15 protein-coding genes are annotated in these 17456 nt (G+C 59.9%); 4 read left to right on the top strand and 11 right to left on the bottom strand.

The annotated features are described in order from the left end of the window. The first annotated feature begins 252 nt into the window (after positions 1-252). Together AC3ITN_RS09895 and AC3ITN_RS09890 are read left to right on the top strand one after the other, a co-directional pair. Positions 253-807 carry a hypothetical protein gene (locus tag AC3ITN_RS09895; RefSeq protein WP_489392817.1) on the top strand — a complete coding sequence of 185 codons (555 nt, stop codon included), beginning with the start codon at positions 253-255 and terminating at the stop codon, positions 805-807. Between the two features lie 255 nt (positions 808-1062). Continuing rightward, positions 1063-2196: a hypothetical protein gene (locus tag AC3ITN_RS09890; protein WP_489392904.1), complete on the top strand. Its 1134-nt coding sequence runs from the start codon at positions 1063-1065 to the stop codon at positions 2194-2196. A 9-nt stretch (positions 2197-2205) separates the two neighbouring features. Here the strand turns inward: AC3ITN_RS09890 and AC3ITN_RS09885 are convergent, their stop codons facing one another. Then, entirely contained in the window at positions 2206-2772 is a 567-nt protein-coding gene (locus AC3ITN_RS09885; RefSeq protein WP_489392816.1) for a hypothetical protein, read from the bottom strand. A 240-nt stretch (positions 2773-3012) separates the two neighbouring features. On the opposite strand from AC3ITN_RS09885, the gene AC3ITN_RS09880 reads away from it, so the two are divergent. Then, positions 3013-4182, top strand: a complete 1170-nt coding sequence (locus AC3ITN_RS09880; RefSeq protein WP_489392815.1) for a serine hydrolase domain-containing protein — start codon at positions 3013-3015, stop codon at positions 4180-4182. Between the two features lie 1538 nt (positions 4183-5720). Here the strand turns inward: AC3ITN_RS09880 and AC3ITN_RS09875 are convergent. From AC3ITN_RS09875 to AC3ITN_RS09830, 10 genes are all read right to left on the bottom strand, one after another. Next, positions 5721-6686: a hypothetical protein gene (locus AC3ITN_RS09875; RefSeq protein ID WP_489392814.1), complete on the bottom strand. Its 966-nt coding sequence runs from the start codon at positions 6684-6686 to the stop codon at positions 5721-5723. After that, positions 6683-8332: a hypothetical protein gene (locus AC3ITN_RS09870; RefSeq protein ID WP_489392813.1), complete on the bottom strand. Its 1650-nt coding sequence runs from the start codon at positions 8330-8332 to the stop codon at positions 6683-6685. Before AC3ITN_RS09870 ends, AC3ITN_RS09875 begins: the two co-directional genes overlap by 4 nt. Positions 8333-8568: 236 nt before the next feature. Continuing rightward, the gene (locus AC3ITN_RS09865; RefSeq protein WP_489392812.1) at positions 8569-9117 is read right to left on the bottom strand and encodes a hypothetical protein; all 549 of its coding nucleotides are present in this window, start codon (positions 9115-9117) and stop codon (positions 8569-8571) included. A 766-nt stretch (positions 9118-9883) separates the two neighbouring features. Next, on the bottom strand, positions 9884-10117 hold the full coding sequence (locus AC3ITN_RS09860) for a hypothetical protein (RefSeq protein WP_102789238.1): 234 nt from the start codon (positions 10115-10117) through the stop codon (positions 9884-9886). 571 nt (positions 10118-10688) lie between these two features. Next, a complete protein-coding gene (locus AC3ITN_RS09855; RefSeq protein ID WP_489392903.1) occupies positions 10689-11810 on the bottom strand; it encodes an FAD-dependent monooxygenase in 1122 nt (373 codons plus the stop codon). Between the two features lie 87 nt (positions 11811-11897). Next, positions 11898-12503 (bottom strand): isochorismatase family protein, encoded by a 606-nt coding sequence (locus tag AC3ITN_RS09850; protein WP_016903430.1) that lies wholly within the window; start codon positions 12501-12503, stop codon positions 11898-11900. Positions 12504-12524: 21 nt separating this feature from the next. After that, positions 12525-13277, bottom strand: a complete 753-nt coding sequence (locus AC3ITN_RS09845; protein WP_016903429.1) for a pirin family protein — start codon at positions 13275-13277, stop codon at positions 12525-12527. A gap of 142 nt (positions 13278-13419) precedes the next feature. Next, positions 13420-14478 carry a DUF2955 domain-containing protein gene (locus AC3ITN_RS09840; protein WP_489392811.1) on the bottom strand — a complete coding sequence of 353 codons (1059 nt, stop codon included), beginning with the start codon at positions 14476-14478 and terminating at the stop codon, positions 13420-13422. After that, positions 14468-15541, bottom strand: coding sequence for an HlyD family secretion protein (locus AC3ITN_RS09835; RefSeq protein ID WP_489392810.1), 1074 nt, complete (start codon positions 15539-15541; stop codon positions 14468-14470). Before AC3ITN_RS09835 ends, AC3ITN_RS09840 begins: the two co-directional genes overlap by 11 nt. Next, a complete protein-coding gene (locus AC3ITN_RS09830) occupies positions 15538-16395 on the bottom strand; it encodes a pirin family protein (RefSeq protein ID WP_489392809.1) in 858 nt (285 codons plus the stop codon). Before AC3ITN_RS09830 ends, AC3ITN_RS09835 begins: the two co-directional genes overlap by 4 nt. A 121-nt stretch (positions 16396-16516) precedes the next feature. Here AC3ITN_RS09830 and AC3ITN_RS09825 point away from each other — a divergent pair, with 121 nt between their 5' ends. Continuing rightward, positions 16517-17443 carry a LysR substrate-binding domain-containing protein gene (locus AC3ITN_RS09825; RefSeq protein ID WP_489392808.1) on the top strand — a complete coding sequence of 309 codons (927 nt, stop codon included), beginning with the start codon at positions 16517-16519 and terminating at the stop codon, positions 17441-17443. Positions 17444-17456: the final 13 nt, after the last annotated feature.

The following is a 17456-nucleotide window of genomic DNA, read 5'->3' as shown; positions in this document are numbered from 1 at the left end:
CACAGGGGATACACTTCCCCTCAATCATGATCCAGGATGGAGTACAGCCCTATGCATTTCACTGCAGCAGCCAGTTCGCTTGTCGTTCTACTGTCCATGGCGTCTGCCGTTCCGGTCTCTGCGGGGGAACGTGACATATTCGGCATCACAATAGGGGCACCACTAGCGCTGCCCGCTTGCCAGATATCCTTGCCCGCTCCAGCTGCCCGCAGAAGCAACAAAGGGTTGGGGGCCAGGGCGTTCAACGAGCTGATGACCCCGCCGCCGGAACCGCTGAAGGCCACCCCACCGGCAACAGGGTTGTGCGTCGCGCCCGGCACGACAAACATGGCCGTGGGCAATACCGAGTTCGGGGCAGGGGAGTACGGGTACCTGGTCTTCGCCACGGATGAGTTTCCGGCGTGGGTGGCACCGATCGGCATGTCGATGGGCGCGGGCGCAGGTGACGCTTTTTCTCTGGAGGGTGCAGGCGGCCTGGTTCTGCTGCGCAACGGGCGTGTGATCGCCTTGCGCTTCAACACCACGGGGTTCGAGGCGCAGCCGCGCGTGATGGAGCTGCTCAAGCGCAAGTTCGGCCCGCCCAGTGCGCAGAAGGCGGTGAGCTGGAACAACGATCTGGGCGGCAGCCGCGAATCGATTTCCGCGCAATGGCGCAAGCCTGATTTCTTTGCGGATTATTCTTCGGTCGTGCAATCGCAGGCCATGCGAGCACAAGGGCTTTCTGGCGGGATCGGGCTCCTCAACATCGGTAATGATGTGGGGCAGCAAGTGCTGCAACCCGCTGCAAGCAAGGAAGCGGAGTTCTAGGTCGCGCTTGGCCGTGCAACGCCTGTCGCACAGTCTAGTGCTGGGGTTTGCCGCAAGCTTGAAGCGGGGCCGGGGGTTGCCAGAGCCATTGCCGATGCTTAGCATCGGTGCAGCACGATCGACCCGGAAGCGCCTGGTTCCGGCAGAAGCTCCAAAGGTTGCGTAGCGTACGTGCGCGGTAGAGCGCGAGTTGGTAAAACGGACAAGGAAGCGCTCATGACACGACCAATCACAAAACTCGCAATCGGCGCGGGCATCATGGCTATCGCGGCGCAAGTCGGAGCCAGCGAGTTTCTGATCGATATGCAGGGTGCAGCAGGAAAGCGTGTCAATGTGTACGCCAATGACGCGGTGACCGACCACACGCCGGTCGATGATGTCACGAATCCTGGCCCAAACCGGATCCGTCAGATTGATCTGACAATGGTCTATGAAGCGATCGACCAGCCCCTATGGTTGGAATATCAACTCCAGTTCAAATGCCCCAAGCCGAGTCAGCGCGGCCGTGGCGCAACCAAGCACAAGGCTGATTCAACCGGCATGTTGGACACGCCGGATTCCGTGGAATTCCGGGTGGCCAGCGGCACGAAGTCCATGAAACAGGATCCGGCGATCATTGATCTCCAGCCCACCGATTGGCAAAGTACGAGCAGCCATACGATGCGGCAGGCATGGAATGTAGCCTGCAACAGTGACAGCATTATCGGCGCCAAAGAAGCTGCGTCGGTCAATCGTGTGGTTCAGGCCGACACATTGCGACCGAAACTGGCAGCCCTTGGCTTGAATGGACTGGAACTGGTCCCGGACGGATTGTCGATGAGTTCGCTTGCCGACTTTACCTGGGAAAAGCTGTGGTCCGACGTACCGAAGCCTGCGATCAACAACGGCCGCAAGCTGACGCCAGCAGAATCGGCAGCGCACAAGGCAAAATTGGCGCACATGCAGCAACAAGTAGCCGAAGCACAGGGGAGGGTGCAGGGCGATCTGGCGACGATGAAGGCCGATCTGGATTTTACTCAGGCCGCCGCTGAATACCGGGGGAAAAGGCGTTTATCGCGCAGTGAATCGATCCTGATTCCGGTGTGGGTGGGCAAGACCGAGCAAGAGGTCGTCGCCGCGAACGGCAACCCAGCTGTCCGTCAGGCCGGGATCGCGCGGACGCTCTCTTATGGGCAAGCCTTTGACAATCGCGTCATGTGGCAGAACCTCGCGACCGGCGCGACGTATGGCGGCGGCGGTTATAAAAGCTGCAACGTCCGCTATGTGCTGATCCCGGACGGCGCCGGGATGCTGAGGGTTGCCGATGTGAATGTCTTCAGTGAAGCAAGTGGCGACACTAGAAAGATAAGTGACGCCTGCGCCGACATCTTGAACATGCCAAACGGCTGAAATCATGGCCTATTTTTGAGCCACGCTCATGCAAGCCGAAAGCTGGCGATACGCCAGCTGCAGCTGGACAACCTTTGAGCGGAACACCTCTTTCCCCTGAAACTGGATAGCGAGCTCATTGCTGTCCGGCTTTTCCTTCACCGATTTCCGCACGTCGATGGTGAGCAACAACGCCCCACTGCTCTGGCCCGGCATGCTCACATGGGCGGCCTGGACGTTCTGCGTGGGGTGGTTGGTAGATGACAACGTGATCGGAGCGATCTCGGTCGTTGTCACCGGAGGGATCGCCTGGCTGATGAACCAAACGCCGCCATGACCCTTTCGCGCCATTTCAGCGTCGGCGGGGCCACGAAGCGAAAAGGTGGAATCTGGCGTGATGAAATTAACCGAGCAATGGTAACCGGTGTTGACGGGTTCGCGTACCAGCACCCAATTGCCCTCAACCCCCTTGTAGAAGGATTCGCTGAACATCGGCTTGCCCGGATCCGCGCCGCCAAGCAACTCAGGGGCGATTTGAGCAGCGCAGGGGCTGGTCCATGCCATGGTGACTACTACGCCGATCAGCCAACTCTTCATCTAAAATCGCTCTCCATTCGTGGGACCGTGACGTACGGTTTAGTGCAATTCCCGTCCTGGCCCTATCCAAGCGGCTACGGGCCATAGCTTAGCCTTCCAGGATTGCAGTGTAACGCTCTGCACGCCATGTACTTCTGCGAAGACTCTATCTCGTACGGGACCGACCCTGCCGGTAAAATCAGCTTGGCGGTGGGATCCTACCTGGACGCAGCAACCACATTACGGACACAGAGCAACCCGATGTTGTCGAAACTTATTGCCGCAACGGCGCTGTGCCAGGCGGCCGCAAGCCCGGCCGAACTTCCTGTATCCCAGCTTCAGGCGATTGACCGCTATGTCGCGTCTGAAATGGCTCGGCAGCAGATCCCTGGCTTGACGCTCGGCGTCTATCGCCATGGGCACGCCGTGCTCTTGAAGGGGTATGGACTTGCGAACATCGAGCACGAGGTGCCGGCCACCCCGGATACCGTGATGCAGTCTGGCTCGATTGGAAAAACGTTCACCGCAACCCTGGTGATGATCCTTGTGGAGCAGGGCAGGCTTCGCCTGGATGACAGCATCCGCTCACACGTGGCCGGACTGCCTGAGACGTGGCAGGCGATCACCATCGGCCAGCTGCTCTCGCATACGTCGGGCATTGCCGATTATGACGGCGACGAGTTGACCGGCCGCGACGGGCCGTTCGACGTGCGCCGGGACTTTACGGAAGCGGAACTGGTGCAGAAGGTTTCCCAGCTGCCCGTTGAGGCGTCTCCAGGAGAAACGTGGAGCTACCGCAACGCAAATTATCTCCTTCTTGGCGCCGTCATCCGCAGCATCACCGGGAAATTCCACGGCGACATCCTGGCGGAGGACATTTTCGGCCGTCTCGGCATGACCGCATCCCGGGTGATATCCGACCAGGAGATCGTCCCCCATCGGGCCGCAGGGTACGAACGCAGGGAAGGGACGCTGTACAACCAGGCATGGGTATCGCCCACCTTCAATTCCACGGCGGACGGCACCCTGTACCTGACCGTGCGGGATCTGGAGCACTGGGATCGCGCCTTGTGCAGCGCCTCCGTTCTGGCTCCCGCTACGTTGGCGCAGATGTGGACACCGTATCCGGTCGACGGCGTGGTTCCCGAGGAAGGCTACGGTCTGGGCTGGTTTGTCCGCAACCACCCATCGGGTCCCATCGTGGAGCATGACGGCGCATGGCAGGGGTTTACGTCGTACTTCGCCAGATACCTGGGAACGGGCGTCTCGGTTGCTGTTTTCACGAATCTCCATGCCGATCACAGCCGCCCTGATCAGATCGGCCAAGCGGTCGCAGGATTGGTGGACGCGCGCCTGGCGGATCCGGAGCAGGCCAGCAAACATCCTGATCCATGTTCGTCGCAGAGATTTGACGGCAAGCTAAGTCACTGATTCCTTGGGTCATAATTCTATCGCAACGCCACAATCTCCATGATCCAACGCAGATCTTTCTGGGCCTAGGATGCAAGTCGCAGACATTCCTTCCACTGGAAGGACAGATGCCGACAATTCCGCCCTTTGGAAGTCGGATGCAGACAATTCTGTATCTCAACGAACTTAGTAAGAGGCGGTCCAGGTTTGGCAGGGAACGACCCTCCATCCACTACACCTGACCGCCGGCTCTGCTTCGCTCCTTGCCGGCGTAGCCCAGCCACGCCAGAGTCAGAAAGCACGAGCTCCTTCTATGTCTGATCAACACCCTATGTCTGATCAACACCACTGGGCGGATCAGTTCGGCTTCATCATCAGTAGCAGAGCCGTCAAGTCGGCCGAGCAAGTGAAGGGCGGAGCGCGCGAAGCCGCGGCCCAGTACCCGCTCGTATGCCCGCGCCAGAGCCTCGATCGCAGGGTTGTCAGACGGGAGGAGAGACATTGCCTGCGCGATCTCCCTTAGGACCGCCTGCGTGGGCCTACCCAATACACGGCCATCCAGGAACAGGTGCTCGCGGACTCTGTAGGCGGGGAGCAATACAACCGAAGCGCGGGAGGATGGCTGCCCACCTTCCGAGGGCTCAGGCAAGCCTAAGCAGGCTCGCTCACGTGCCGAGAAGGTCGACTCGCGGAACTTCGCCGCGACTGAGGCCGTGATACGCGCCATCGGTCTTTCAAGCGCCTGAGGAAGCTCAAGAAAGAAGTCACGACCTGGCCCCATGGACGGGGCAAGGCGCGAGAACTCCGCCTTCTGGGAGCGAGCTTCCACGGATTGGCCATGACGTAAGGTAGACGTCCTGATGAGCACGTCCGACGAGGCGTGCTGCGGTCGGTACCAAGGGTAAGCCCTGCCGCGAAACAGGACTGCCGCCTCCTCGGCGGACGTCAGATCATCCCCCACCCCGATCAGCGTTCGCCGACCTCGACTCGCCCCGGCCCAGCGAAGATATCGCTTTATCCAGCTGCCACGAAGGGCCTCGATCCTACCTTCTTCGTCAATGGTATTCCGGCTCGAGACCGGGTCATACCCGCATGGGCATAGTAGGGGAGGGGCATCGGAGCGAAAGCCATGCCATAGAGGTCTCGAGCAATGCTCGCATTGAGATGTGAGGGGTTGCGAGTGCCACGGACACCGGTTGACCCAGGGCATCTGAAACAACATCGAGTGATACCCAGTTATCATGCACTCAGTACACCCCGACAGGTATGGACGCCAGTGCATCGCAGAACCGCCGAAGACTTGCCAAGCAGTTGGCTGCCACAGTGGCGCGAGGATGGACGCAGCAGGAATCCTTGCCGCAATCGAAGTTCGGGCCTTTGCGGAGAGACAGAGCTGACGACAAAAATCCTCGGTGTACCTTGGGCGGATGCCGAATGCACCATGTCCATCACTGCAGTAAAGGCTATTGAATCTCAGCGTCTGAACAACGAATCCGAGCGGGGAAATGCCGGCACTCCACGCTGGCGGTAGGTGGGCTACAGTTCTGACCTCGCTCTCGCTATCCATTGATGCCTCCATCTGCTGTGAAAGTCAGCGCTCCCGATTCGCCATCAAAAGCAGCAAGATCTGAGAAGGCGACCGACATTTCAATTTCACTGGATGTGACCTCTTTGAAGCCACTTTTGCAGATCACTCTGGTTGCCAAGTAGTACGCAATGAGGCGCATAGCCTTTAGAGGCCACTCATCTTGAGCGGAGTGCCCGGCGGCAGCACGGCAGCTGCACCCGGCATTCCAGATCTGCTCACTGAAATGCCGTAAGCGAAAGTTCCCGTCGTAGAGCTCTGGCGCGAGGCTCCTAGGCAAGGTAAGCCCGGCCCCGGGGCTAACTTCTACCTCGTCCTCGAAGCGCTCCAGGAACGTCTCAACGTCCAGAACGCCTCGGATGCCATGCAGGCGATGGTAGCGAGTCAAGAAACGTCCACGGACCTGAGGTGTGACCGTGGTTCTATTGATCTCCTCGCGCCGACTTGAGGTGTGATTGTCCTGAAACAAGAAGATGACAAAGAGCGAGATGCCTTTCTTCTCCAGCGCGTTGTCTATCGTGATGAAGTGTTGAAAGGCGGCTTGCTCCAGCAGGTTTGCATCATCGGCGATGAAGAATAGCGATCCGCCGCCTGCCGACCTGAGCATCAGATCAACGGTATTCACGATCCTTTCGATCTTTCGATCAGCAGACTGGTGTGAAATCACCTGTGAACCAAGCTGTGAAATGAACCAATCCAGGAATGCGGACTCTCCAGGACCAAGCACCCGGAGGTTTGCCTGCCTGGCCACGTACTTGCACTCGGTCCATTCAGTATTAGCGCAGATGAATTGCGCGAGGGTACTTTTTCCAAACCGTGTCAGCGAATGGAAGCCGATACCGCGGTAGTCAACCTCAAGTGCGGAGATGATTTTGGTCAGCGCATCCTCCATGCCGCGGGTCGGGATTATGGGCTCTCCCTTGTAGTTGAAAGTGGTCATTGCTTTGCCCCCTTTCTGCCCAAATTGACCCGGCCGGTGATGGGTACGAACAAGTCCTCTGCAGGTATTGGCGGAAGGGCGATCTCGGCCACAGGCAGTCTCACTTCCTGAGCCACCGGTCCAGCCTCAGATCGCGCATCGAGATCCCTCCGATGTCGCGTTGCTGCAAGCGCAGCTCCGTGCTCTGAGCTGAAGTTCTTTCTTACATGCTCCCTGTACGCGATGACCGCGTCTTCTGCACCGCAGATCTCGAAGCCACCCGTTTGGCTTCGGCGATGGATCAACCGTCTAAGCGCGATGCTATGCGGTGAGCGGCCCCAAGGCCGGAGCGCCCTCAAGACTACGAATAGCTCTCCTGACGAGGTGTATAGATACAAGAACCTTCCATCGTGGATGTCGACCTCTGCCGCGAACGTCTGGCCTAACAAGTCCCACCTGTTCTTCATGGAGGCGGATCGATATATCGCGTGTTCATGTCGCGCATAAGGCTGACGCCCTTCACTTCGATCGCCCCGAATGGTTACGGTGAAATTGTGCTTGGAAAGTGACCGAGCCCGATCCTCGTGATCCTTTGTGGCGAACAGCCATCCGCCAGATGCGGCAAACGACTGTAGTGCCTGCACTGGCGTGCGGTTCTGGAGCGTGTTGATCGGCGATATGTTCGAAGCCGAGATCGTGACATCCATGAGATCTTCGAGCGCCGTTGGCTGTAGTGGGAAGTCCTCGAACTTGTGGCCATTCGTTTTGATCGCATCTGATAGCTCACCCGCTGGCCGGAACCCACCTGGCAGCTTTCGAATCACCGCTTCCTCCATACGCTTGTTCCAAGCCTCCAGATGGCCGCGTGTCTCAGGAACATGGCTATACCCAAAGTGGATGACACCCATCAGTTCGGACGCCATCCGCACTCTATTGACCTGCAACTTGTGAGCCATCGCATTGTCTACACTCGTAATTGCCCCCGTTGCGACAAAACCAATGGCGGACGAGGATCCGATGCACGCCCCTGGCTCATAGTTCATGGAGGGCGCAACGAGGTCACGAGCGAACCATTCCCGCAAGCTATCTGCGCATGCCGCGTTGAACTCGGTTCCGTTGTAATTGGTGGCGAACGAAAGCCTCCAGCTGCAGCAGAGCCTCAGTAGCGCGAAGTAGCCGACTATCAGCCAAGTCTTTGGGACCGTTTGGAAGAACGGGTTTCCATCCGCGTCCTCACCTTCAACGCTGAACTTCGTGTCCAACGCGTGCCCATCGAACTGCACCCAGTCCCCCATCTGTAGTGCAAACACCTCGTTCAGCTGGCTGGCGAGGGTTGCGTCCTCTATATCGAAGCCATCATCTACAAACAGAGAACCCTGACGCAGTCGTTTCAGGTACTGCAGGATGCTTCTCCTCGCGCACGATTTATCGTTCGCTGGATAGCGATCTGCCGGGACGGACTTGTGCACAGTCTTCTTCAGTGATTTGAAGAAGCGATCAAACTTGGGGCTTCGCTCATTTCTCGAAGGCAGTGGGCCGCCGTAGCCTATGAGCATTTCTTCGAACTCCGGGAGCTTTCTCAAGAACGAATTGAATGCTCCCGGTCCCGCAGCGGCTGGAAAGTCTGCGACAAGGCGTGGGCTGGTATTTCTCACTTTGTAGGGCAAGCAGGCGCGCCAACCCCACGGCCGGCCATCTGGGGACGTCTGCTGTGCGTTTCGCAGCGTCAATGCAAGCGTCTTGGCGTTCAGCCCGTGACGCTTCGCAACCGCAGCGATCGAGGAGCCTGCGGCGACGGCATGAACTGCGTCAACGCGAGCCTGGTAGGACGTGAGTTGGTTTGATGTCAGCCCTTGAGGACTAAGCAGGTCCCAGGACAGTAGCTCCTCGCGACTCACCCCGCTCATTGGTCTGCTCCCAGCGTAACTGACGACGAGGTCCGAAGCCTCTCATTGAAGTTGATCGCCAGGTCCCCGCGATGTACCAGAAGACAGGTCGCACTGCGAATATCCCGCCAATCGAACGTCGGGCGCAGGCTCGTTTCGATTGCATGGAAAGAGCTGACGGGGTGCCTTCTCATGTGGGTCATCACTGCGTCAATGAAGACACTGATTCCTCGCGACCGTCTAGCTGCCTGCACATAAGGAAGCAGCTCAAGTCGCGTGGCATTGGCCACCCGTGCTGCAAGAATGGACTGCACCTTCCGGATTGCAAGGTCCAAACCCGCACGCTGTGAAGCTTCCATCAGTTCGGCGCAAAACTGCTGTTCGGCGCGGAGCGCCGGAACAGTGGCGCCGGCCTGTCTGCGGAATACGATGAAGCTTTCGGTGCCACACTTCCTGGAGATCCAGAAGCAGAGCTCAACCTCTCGGCCACGCACCAGTAATGTTCTAGGGCGCTCAACATAGGTTGCCACGCTTGGGTCAAACTCCAGATCCAGCGCCAAGGCCAAGCGGCACGGTTCCACGACAGCAACCAGGCGTTGGTTATTCCTTGGTGACTGGTAGTAGTAGGCGTCCAGTCTGGTGGATTCAGAGGGCGTGAGTGGGCGAGCGGTGTACGCCTCCGTGCTAGACGAGGGCGGGGTGTCTGACGCGGTACCTAGAAGGTGGGGAAGACTAGCCATGACGCCTCTCCCATTGAATCCGTAGCCGGCCAACCGCAAGGGGCGCGGTGGCAAGGGCATGGCACTTAGACTGAAAGGCGCGAGCCGCGCACATATCACCGCCGTCATGGTGACTGTTCGCGGCAGTCATAACGGAGTAGTGGCGAGTGATGTCGTGCAAAGTGGCGACTAGCCGGGTTCGGTAGCCACGCCAAGCGGCATCGGAAGTTTCGGTGGGGCGCAGGTTGTGGTGATTTACCCGGGCAGTGTCGAACGTTCCCAGGCAGGCTGCTCCTGAAGGCATGGTTTTCTCCGGATTAGGTGCACGGTGGCACCACACCGCGAGAGACGTGGCGGGCCAGGGCGCAACCTTCCCGCGGTTCGGCATATGCCGGCCCATATGAAGGCAACACCTGTCTGGCCGACCATCACTGGCGGCTTGACTTCGCGGAAGAAATGAAGGAGTCTAAACTTAGGGATGTTTAGTAATTCCTACCTCTCGCTCTTTCGAGAGGCCAATGCCCTCGTTGACGCGGGGGCATTTTCATTTCCAGGGTCAGAGAGGGCGGTTTCAGCTCATGCTCAGGGACTCCTGGTGGGTTGGGGAATGCGGCTAACCGCCGGACGATGCCTTCGCAGAATCCACGAAGGCGGCAACATCGACAGTGTCGGCAAACCAGCCGCGGCGCTTGGGCAGCAGGAACATTTGGAAGGGCAGGGACCCGCGTGCGCGCGCCTTGGCCAACGACGCAGTGCTCTTGTAGCCAAGGATCCTCGCGGTCTGGGCCGCAGACAGAACAGCGCCGAAGGTGCGCAGGTACTTCGTTTCGAGCGAGTCTTCGGACATCTGCCGTACTCAGTCGTGGTCTGGCCGCGCAAGGTCGCGCACTGACAACAACTCTACTCGTGCGCGCAACCCCCTGCAATATGGCTAACATATTGATTGCAATGCAATTAATCGCGGGCAATTAGGCGTGGAAGCACTTTCAAATCGCATGGTTGGGAATGCGAAATTGCGCCGGTTGGGCTTTCAAAGCTTGAAAGCTTGCGGTTGAGTTCCTCATGTCATTAGCGACCGCTTGTGAGGAGCTAGGAGACACCCCGGTAGCGTTCGACTCCTGCAACGTTCCGAAAAGCGATCTCCCTTGAGGAGCGCCCCCCATCGACAGGGCATCCAGAGCCGGTGCTTAGCCGGAAGATCAAATCAGAAAGCATGATGCACTGGGAATCGCGGAGTAGAGGGCGGCGTAGAAGACGCAGTCGAGCAGAAGACTCGGACGCCGGGTTGTGAGGTGCTTTGGGCCGGAAGTTGTCCTCCGCCAAACGCGGGAGGAGGCATCCAGCTTCAGGATTAGGATTCGTTATCAGGGGTTGGGTAGAGGTCCGCTCCTGGCCGATAGCGGACATGGGGCTCAAACTCAGTTATTTGCAGCGTACTGCACGTATTCGCGGCTGATTCGACGGGAGTGAGAAACAAGTCCTCTCGCGTAGGGAAGCCGCGTTGAATCGTAGATCGACAACGCCTTGGATATGCCGTGTGCGTCGTCTCTATGGTCAGCCAGCGCCTGCGCCAAGACGCCAGCGTCTTCCACACCAGTCAGGTAGCCTCGCCCTGTCATCGGGGAGACGGTATGTGCGGCGTCTCCGATGATGGCAATTCTCCCTCGAGCCAGGCGTTGTGGCAGGTACTCCGCGATGGGCGCTCCACTCAGAATTTTGTCGCCCGCGATACCTGCCTCGACAGCCTCTGCCCAGATTTCCGGCCATACCGATGGAATGGCGGTGAGAAGTTTCTCGCGGACGGAGGCGTCGATCGTTCCCCGCGCCAAGGTTCCCACGATGCCTCCCGATTCGGTCAGGGAACCAGTGCTGCGCAGTAGCGTCTCTTGGTGCGCATCGAACCACGCGAATGTTATCTGCCTGGTGCCTGGTTCAAGTGACCCATCGCGTCCCGGTAGGACTGCAGCGACCAGTCGATAGCCCGCAATGAAATCAATCCAAAGTCCACCGTCGGAGGGCCACGCAACCGGTTTTGAAAGCAGTCGCTCATCTACAAGGCCGCGCCATACCAGATAGCCTGCATACTGCGCGTACGGCGCCTCCGGAGAGATCGACCTGCGTATCAGGCTACGGTAGCCATCCGCTCCAATGACTGCACGGCCGGTACGGGTGCTTCCGTCCTCCAGCACTATGAACGGTTGACTATGTTCGTCGTTCACCGCCGACACACCCATTCCTTCTTCAATGCTGATACCTGAGGTACTTGAAGCTCGATCATGGAGCCAGCGGTAAAGTGCATTCCAGGTGGTGAGTTCGCGGTAGGCCGGCACCACTGGCAACACAGGCGCGCTGCGCGGATCGAGGCCGGTGACTGCCTTCAGCGCGTTGAGGTCCACGCTCAGGCTGTCGCCTCCCTGCACGTGCCCTGTGGTCCGCTCGATGATGCGTACCGGTATGCCCCGCGTGCCGCATGCCAAGGCGAAGGTCAAGCCTGCCAACGAACCGCCGATGACCAGAACCTCAGACTGCTCGCTTTGCATGCGCTTCAAATGTGCCTCGAACGATAATGCTGATGGTGAGGAAGGCCGGTCGGGGGCAATGCGCCCCGACCGTGTTGCCAACCTGGTTCAGGCAATGCCTGCGCCCATCGCCGGGAATACATCGCTGAACAGCAGGCCGATCAACTGCTGGCCATTGGGCGTGGACCAGTCCTGGGCAATCTCGGCCATCAGGGTGTTTGTGGTGGTGAGCACGACGCCTGCGTCGTGCATGCGCTGGCGGGAAAGCTCCTCGGACAGGTCACTCGGCGAGCCAGACGCGTCCATCACAGCCTGAACTGCAAATCCTTCCAGCGCGGCATCAATGGACGGGAAGATCAGGCACACGTCCGTGGTGACACCTGCCATGATGAGGTTCTTGCGGCCGGTCGCTATCACGGCATCGCGGAACTCCGGGTACGCCCAGGCATTGACTACGCCGGGACGCTTTACGCGGGCTTGGTGCGCTTCAGGAAGGATCTCGGCAATCTCCGGAAGGATCGGGCCCTGCGCGTTGTCTTCCTGGCTTGAGGTGATGATGGTGGGCAGGTTGAGAATCTTCGCCATTTTGGCCAGCGCAATCGACTGCTTGGCGGCCAACGTGGTGTCGATGTTCTTGATCAGCTGCATGGTGCCCACTTGGTGGTCGATCAGCAGCAGGGCGGTGTTTTCGGCAGTGAAGCGTTGCTGTTTCATGGTGGTGCTCCTCGGGGTGGATTAATGCAGTGGGAAGGGTTGGCCGCTGAACAGCACGACCTGGGCCGCGCCCTCTTGCGCGGAGAGAACAAGCGAGCGCGGTGCGTCGTGCTCGGCAAAGACCGGAACGCTGAGATCATCCGGGGTAAACCTGTGGCCTTGGATACTGACGGCGCCATGGATGGGCATCGCGAACAGGGCGACACCAGCCGCCAAGGGAATTTCAACGCTGGCACCTGATTCCAGGCTGATGTCCAGCAGCGTCACATCGGTCGGTGGAATCAACGGTGACTGTTGGCTTCCGTAGCGGCCCACTGGTACCCGGATCTGCACCCCTGGATGATGGATCACTGGCACCGCATCGGGTTCAATGGTCAGCGGGAAGGGCGCGATGTGACGCTTGGATGCGGGCAGGGCCACGAAGATCTGCAACCCATGGACTGACTTGCCCGGTTCCGCTGGAACTTCTTCATGCACCACCCCACTACCGGCAGTTGTCCAATGCAGTCCGCCTGGGCGAATCAGATTCTCGGTACCGATCGAATCGCGGTTGGACATACCAGTCTCCGAATCCTGAAGCAGGTAGGAGACTGCTGACATGGCAGAGTGGGAGTGGGGGGGGAAGGTCGGCCCGCTCATCCGGTAGTGGTCCACCCCCAGGAACGGGGAGAGCGACACTGTCTGGCCGCGCAGCCCGTCGGCGCGGAAATGGCCGCCGTTCCCGGCACGGTGCAGAGGGGCAAGGGAAAAATCGAGGTGGGAGGGGTGAGCCATCGAGGTGCTCCGTCGTTGCGATGGGAGAATCTTGCTCCTCTGCGCGGACGGGATAAAGATGGCCGTTTGGATATGATTGCTGCACCTGTGGGGCAATCATGTGGCGTGTCGCCCTATGCCCTGCGGGCGTCTCCTGGCGATTTCAGCGGGACTGCACCGCCGTTTCCAGCCGCGTGGCTGCGAAGCGGTTCAGTACAAGGTGCGTCGCGTAAAGGAAGAACAAGGTGGCGGCCACAGAGAGCGCAACGGAGCTGATCCGGTAGAGAGAGTTGGTAAACAGGTCCGTGGACGGAGTGGCGAGGCCAAACAGGGCTGCCAGCCCTGTCAGTGCGCCGAAGCCCCGTGCGGGACCTGACGCCTCACGCGCGTGCTCGGCCGCGAACAGGAGCAGCCCGAAGGCGTAGAAGGGAATCACCAACAGAAGTCGGTCATAGTGGGTGTAAAGCAGCAACTGGATAAGGAGGGCAAGCACCGAGCCGACGACGGTACCTGTCATGCGCTGCAGGCTGGCCATCTTCGAACCACTCCAGGTCATCGGAAACAGAATCAGCAGGGTGGCAACCTGTGCGGACAATGAGTCGCGTAGATCCGCGACCTGGAAGACGATGAAGGAGAGCGTTGCACCGATGCTGCCCAGGAGAATCTGATGGCGGATCGTGCTGGCAGTCTTCTTCACACGAGGCGGTGGCTGTCGCGGCGATCTGTCGGGGAACAGTGCATAGGACACTGCTGCCACGGCTACGGCCATTGCAGTGGCCCACGCATGATTGCCGAAGAGATTCAGGACATCGGTCTCAGGATAGCTGGCCAAGTGCACCAGCGTGTGGGTGGATGCCAGCGACATCGCACCGAAGAGGAAGGCTCTTCCTGTTGCCATCAGCCAGAAGCACATCATCGAGAACAGCAGAACCAGCAGCGTCATCACAAAGGGAGAACGAATGAAGACGGCCGCGATCAGGGTGGTTGCGGTGATGTTGACTGCCGCGCTGTACAGGAACTGCCGCGCGATGTGGGCATTGAAAAGCGGTACAAGTCCCATCAGCAGCAGCGGGTAGATGGCATAGAACAACCCGTAGTTCCAGCCGAAGACCTTGGACACGGCAAACGCCAGCGTACCCCCGAAGACCAGGCGCTTGACTTGTGACCAGTCATTCTCGGTCAATGTGTGCCGCAGCGAGGGTGCTTTGGCATCAGTAGACATAGTGCAACCAGCTGATCAAGCGGATCTGTGCACCAGCCAGTGCGTCGGCAATACCGCTGTGGTGTGGGTACAGTTGGATGGTGGCGCGTGCACCGGCAATCAGCGATGCATCAGGCGCATCCAGCAGCCGCAGGTTGACCCTTGCGCGCTCGGCTTGGCGCACCCAGCGGTCCGTCTGTTCGGTGACGGCCAGCTGACCGTCGGCGGCTTGCTGGCCATTGCGAACACCAGCATCGATGCCAATGACCTCCGCACGGAATACTTCGCCTGGGCGGGCGTCAAACACCACGGCAGCACGGTCCCCGGCCACCACGTGGCGCAGCGACTTCTCGCGGAAATCGCCGTAGAGCGTTGGCGCAGGTGTCACCAGTGCAAGTCGGGGCACCCCGGCTGCCGCGTATGCCCCTTGCTCCAGCTGCATGTTGCTGACGGTGCCTTCGCTTGCCGCGCGGATGGTGGTTCGACCGAGTCCGGTATGGGCTGACTCCAGTCGAATCAACGCTTGGCGTGCACTCAGGTTGTCGCCCTTCAACGACCCACGCTCAACGGTAAGGCGTTGCAGTTCGCGTGAGGCAATCTGTACCTGGGCGGCGGCGACCGCACTGGCCGATGCCAGCTCATCGGCTGCCTGCCGCGAAACGAACTGGTCAGCCGCAAGCGCCTTGTAGCGCGCCGCCTGGCGCGAGGTTTCCGCGGCTTGCGTACGAGAGGACAGGAGCTGTGCCTTCGCGCCGGCAATGTCTGCATCGATGGCACGGTTATCGCGTTCGGATGCCTCGAGCTGAAGCTGCGCGTCCGCCACCGCCTGCGCGTAATCCGTCGGGTCGATGGTAAACAAGACATCCCCGCGCGCTACCTTCTGATTATTGCGGACGTTGATGGAAACGACACGGCCGCTCACCTCCGGTGCTACCTGGACAACCATGCGGCCAAGGCGTGCCTCCGGGCTCACCGGCATGTGCAGGTCAGCGAAAATGAAATACAGGAACAGCATCAGGCCCAGGGTCAACGAGCTGTATACCCACCGGCGGAACCGCTGCTCCGGAGACAAGGGCGCTTTCATGCGATGCCCTCCAGCGGCAGCAGCCGTCCCATCTCGCCGCGCGTGTAGCGATCCAAAGCCTCGATAAGTTGTTCCTGGTCGTTCATGATGAATGGCCCATGCACAGCCACCGGTTCGGCTGGGTCGGTACCGGTCAGCACCAGAATCTGCGCAGCGCCATTGGGCTCGACCTGTAATGGGCACGCTTTGGTGAAGCGTGCAGCGGTCGCTTGGAAGGCTCGAATCTTCCGAACCTCGCCCCCGGCCTGGACCTCCACCTCCCCGGACAACGCGTAGACCAGCGCGTGACGGCGTGCCGGTACCGGGTAGATCCAGCTGCCCATCACATGTACATCAAACAGGTCGAAGGGCTCCGCAGGGTCGAGGCGACCAATCGCCCCCGACAGGCGCCCGCTCAGCACGCGGGTTCGGTTGAACTGCTTGTCCATGATGACCGGAACGTCGCAGGCTTTCAGGTGCATTACACGCGGCGGCAGTACCTTCGTCCGCCGCGATTGATTGACGAAGATCTGGATGCCGTGAACCTCTCGACCGATGGCTGCGGGGAACTCCTCGTGGACAATTCCCGATCCTGACTGCGTCCACACGACCGCACCCGGCTCGATGACCACGTCGTGCTGAAGTGAGTCGCGGTTGCGAAGGCCGCCCGCCGAGCTTTCCAGTACGTAGGAGACGGCGGAAAAGCCCGCGTGTGGGTGTGGTGCAAACGTCGGACCGCGCATCCGGTAGTGGTCCAAGGCCATGACCGGTGCAGCCAAACCTTGCAGACCCTCCAGGTCCAGCCGCCGTGCGGAGAAGTGCGCACCGTGCTCTACGTGGATGGCGTCCACCACGCCAGACATGACCTGACTCATGAGTGTTTCCAGAAACAGGGTACAGGTGCCCCGAAGCCGATTACCCTACATTTGCAACAGTGTTGCGATAAGATGTCAAAACCACCAAGGACTGGTGCGGAATTGCACCAATGGCTGCGCGATGGATGACCTGAACGATCTGGCTTACTTTGCTGCGGTAGTTCGCCATGGCGGATTTTCTGCTGCTGCGAGAGCATCCGGCATCGAAAAGACCCGACTAAGTCGTCGGGTTGCGGCGCTGGAAGATGCACTGGGGGTGCGCCTGTTGCAGCGAACCACACGCCGCATCGCCCTGACCGAAGCGGGCGAGCGCTTGTATACCCAGGCCAGCCGTCTGGTGGAAGGCGCAAAGAGTGCCTACGAAAGTGTGGCCCACCTCAAACGCGAACCCTCGGGCACCGTCCGCTTGAGTTGCCCCCAGGTAATGGCGCAGAGCTATCTGGCCCCGATCCTGCCCGGGTACCTGGTGTCTCATTCGAAAGTAAAGCTGGAACTGGACACGCGCGACCCTGAGGCGGACCTGCTCAGGGAACGCTTCGATCTGGCGGTGCGCGCCAACGTACGCATGGATGACACGGCAGGGCTCGTGGCAAGAGAGCTGGGGCGCGCACGACGTGTGCTGGTCGCGAGCCCGGCGCTGCTTGATCAGACGGGTCGGCCACGGCGGCCTGGCGACCTCGCCGCGATGGACACGATCAGTCGCCTTCGCGACGCCTACGAGGGCCAGGCAAGATGGATGCTGAGTTCCCGCCTTGAAGGCGAGGAGACAGTGATGCACGGCCCGCGGCTGTCCTCTGATGATCTGCGCCTGCAGCTGGAAGCTGCCATTCATGGCTTGGGTGTGGCCCTGCTGCCAGAACCCATCGTGTCCGGTGCGGTGCTCAGTGGCATGTTGGAGGTAGTGCTGCCCGATTGGTCGGCCACCACCCATGTCATCCACCTGCTTTACCCGCCACCGCGCGGCATGCTGCCGTCGGTGCGGAGCCTGATCGACTACCTGGTACTGCACCTGCCGGCCAGCATTCAACAACGCAGCGTGCAGGTCTAGCCGACCTGCTGCT

This window comes from Stenotrophomonas sp. KH_036_B, assembly GCF_057839485.1.
This window is presented reverse-complemented; position numbering and strand designations above follow the sequence as displayed.

Excerpts from the sequence above, each read along its gene's own strand:
- AC3ITN_RS09825 (WP_489392808.1), top strand. The coding sequence starts at position 16,517 with ATGGATGACCTGAACGATCTGGCTTACTTTGCTGCGGTAGTTCGCCAT.
- AC3ITN_RS09840 (WP_489392811.1), bottom strand. The coding sequence starts at position 14,478 with ATGTCTACTGATGCCAAAGCACCCTCGCTGCGGCACACATTGACCGAG.
- AC3ITN_RS09835 (WP_489392810.1), bottom strand. The coding sequence starts at position 15,541 with ATGAAAGCGCCCTTGTCTCCGGAGCAGCGGTTCCGCCGGTGGGTATAC.
- AC3ITN_RS09850 (WP_016903430.1), bottom strand. The coding sequence starts at position 12,503 with ATGAAACAGCAACGCTTCACTGCCGAAAACACCGCCCTGCTGCTGATC.
- AC3ITN_RS09880 (WP_489392815.1), top strand. The coding sequence starts at position 3,013 with ATGTTGTCGAAACTTATTGCCGCAACGGCGCTGTGCCAGGCGGCCGCA.
- AC3ITN_RS09830 (WP_489392809.1), bottom strand. The coding sequence starts at position 16,395 with ATGAGTCAGGTCATGTCTGGCGTGGTGGACGCCATCCACGTAGAGCAC.
- AC3ITN_RS09855 (WP_489392903.1), bottom strand. The coding sequence starts at position 11,810 with ATGCAAAGCGAGCAGTCTGAGGTTCTGGTCATCGGCGGTTCGTTGGCA.
- AC3ITN_RS09895 (WP_489392817.1), top strand. The coding sequence starts at position 253 with ATGACCCCGCCGCCGGAACCGCTGAAGGCCACCCCACCGGCAACAGGG.
- AC3ITN_RS09860 (WP_102789238.1), bottom strand. The coding sequence starts at position 10,117 with ATGTCCGAAGACTCGCTCGAAACGAAGTACCTGCGCACCTTCGGCGCT.
- AC3ITN_RS09875 (WP_489392814.1), bottom strand. The coding sequence starts at position 6,686 with ATGACCACTTTCAACTACAAGGGAGAGCCCATAATCCCGACCCGCGGC.
- AC3ITN_RS09885 (WP_489392816.1), bottom strand. The coding sequence starts at position 2,772 with ATGAAGAGTTGGCTGATCGGCGTAGTAGTCACCATGGCATGGACCAGC.
- AC3ITN_RS09845 (WP_016903429.1), bottom strand. The coding sequence starts at position 13,277 with ATGGCTCACCCCTCCCACCTCGATTTTTCCCTTGCCCCTCTGCACCGT.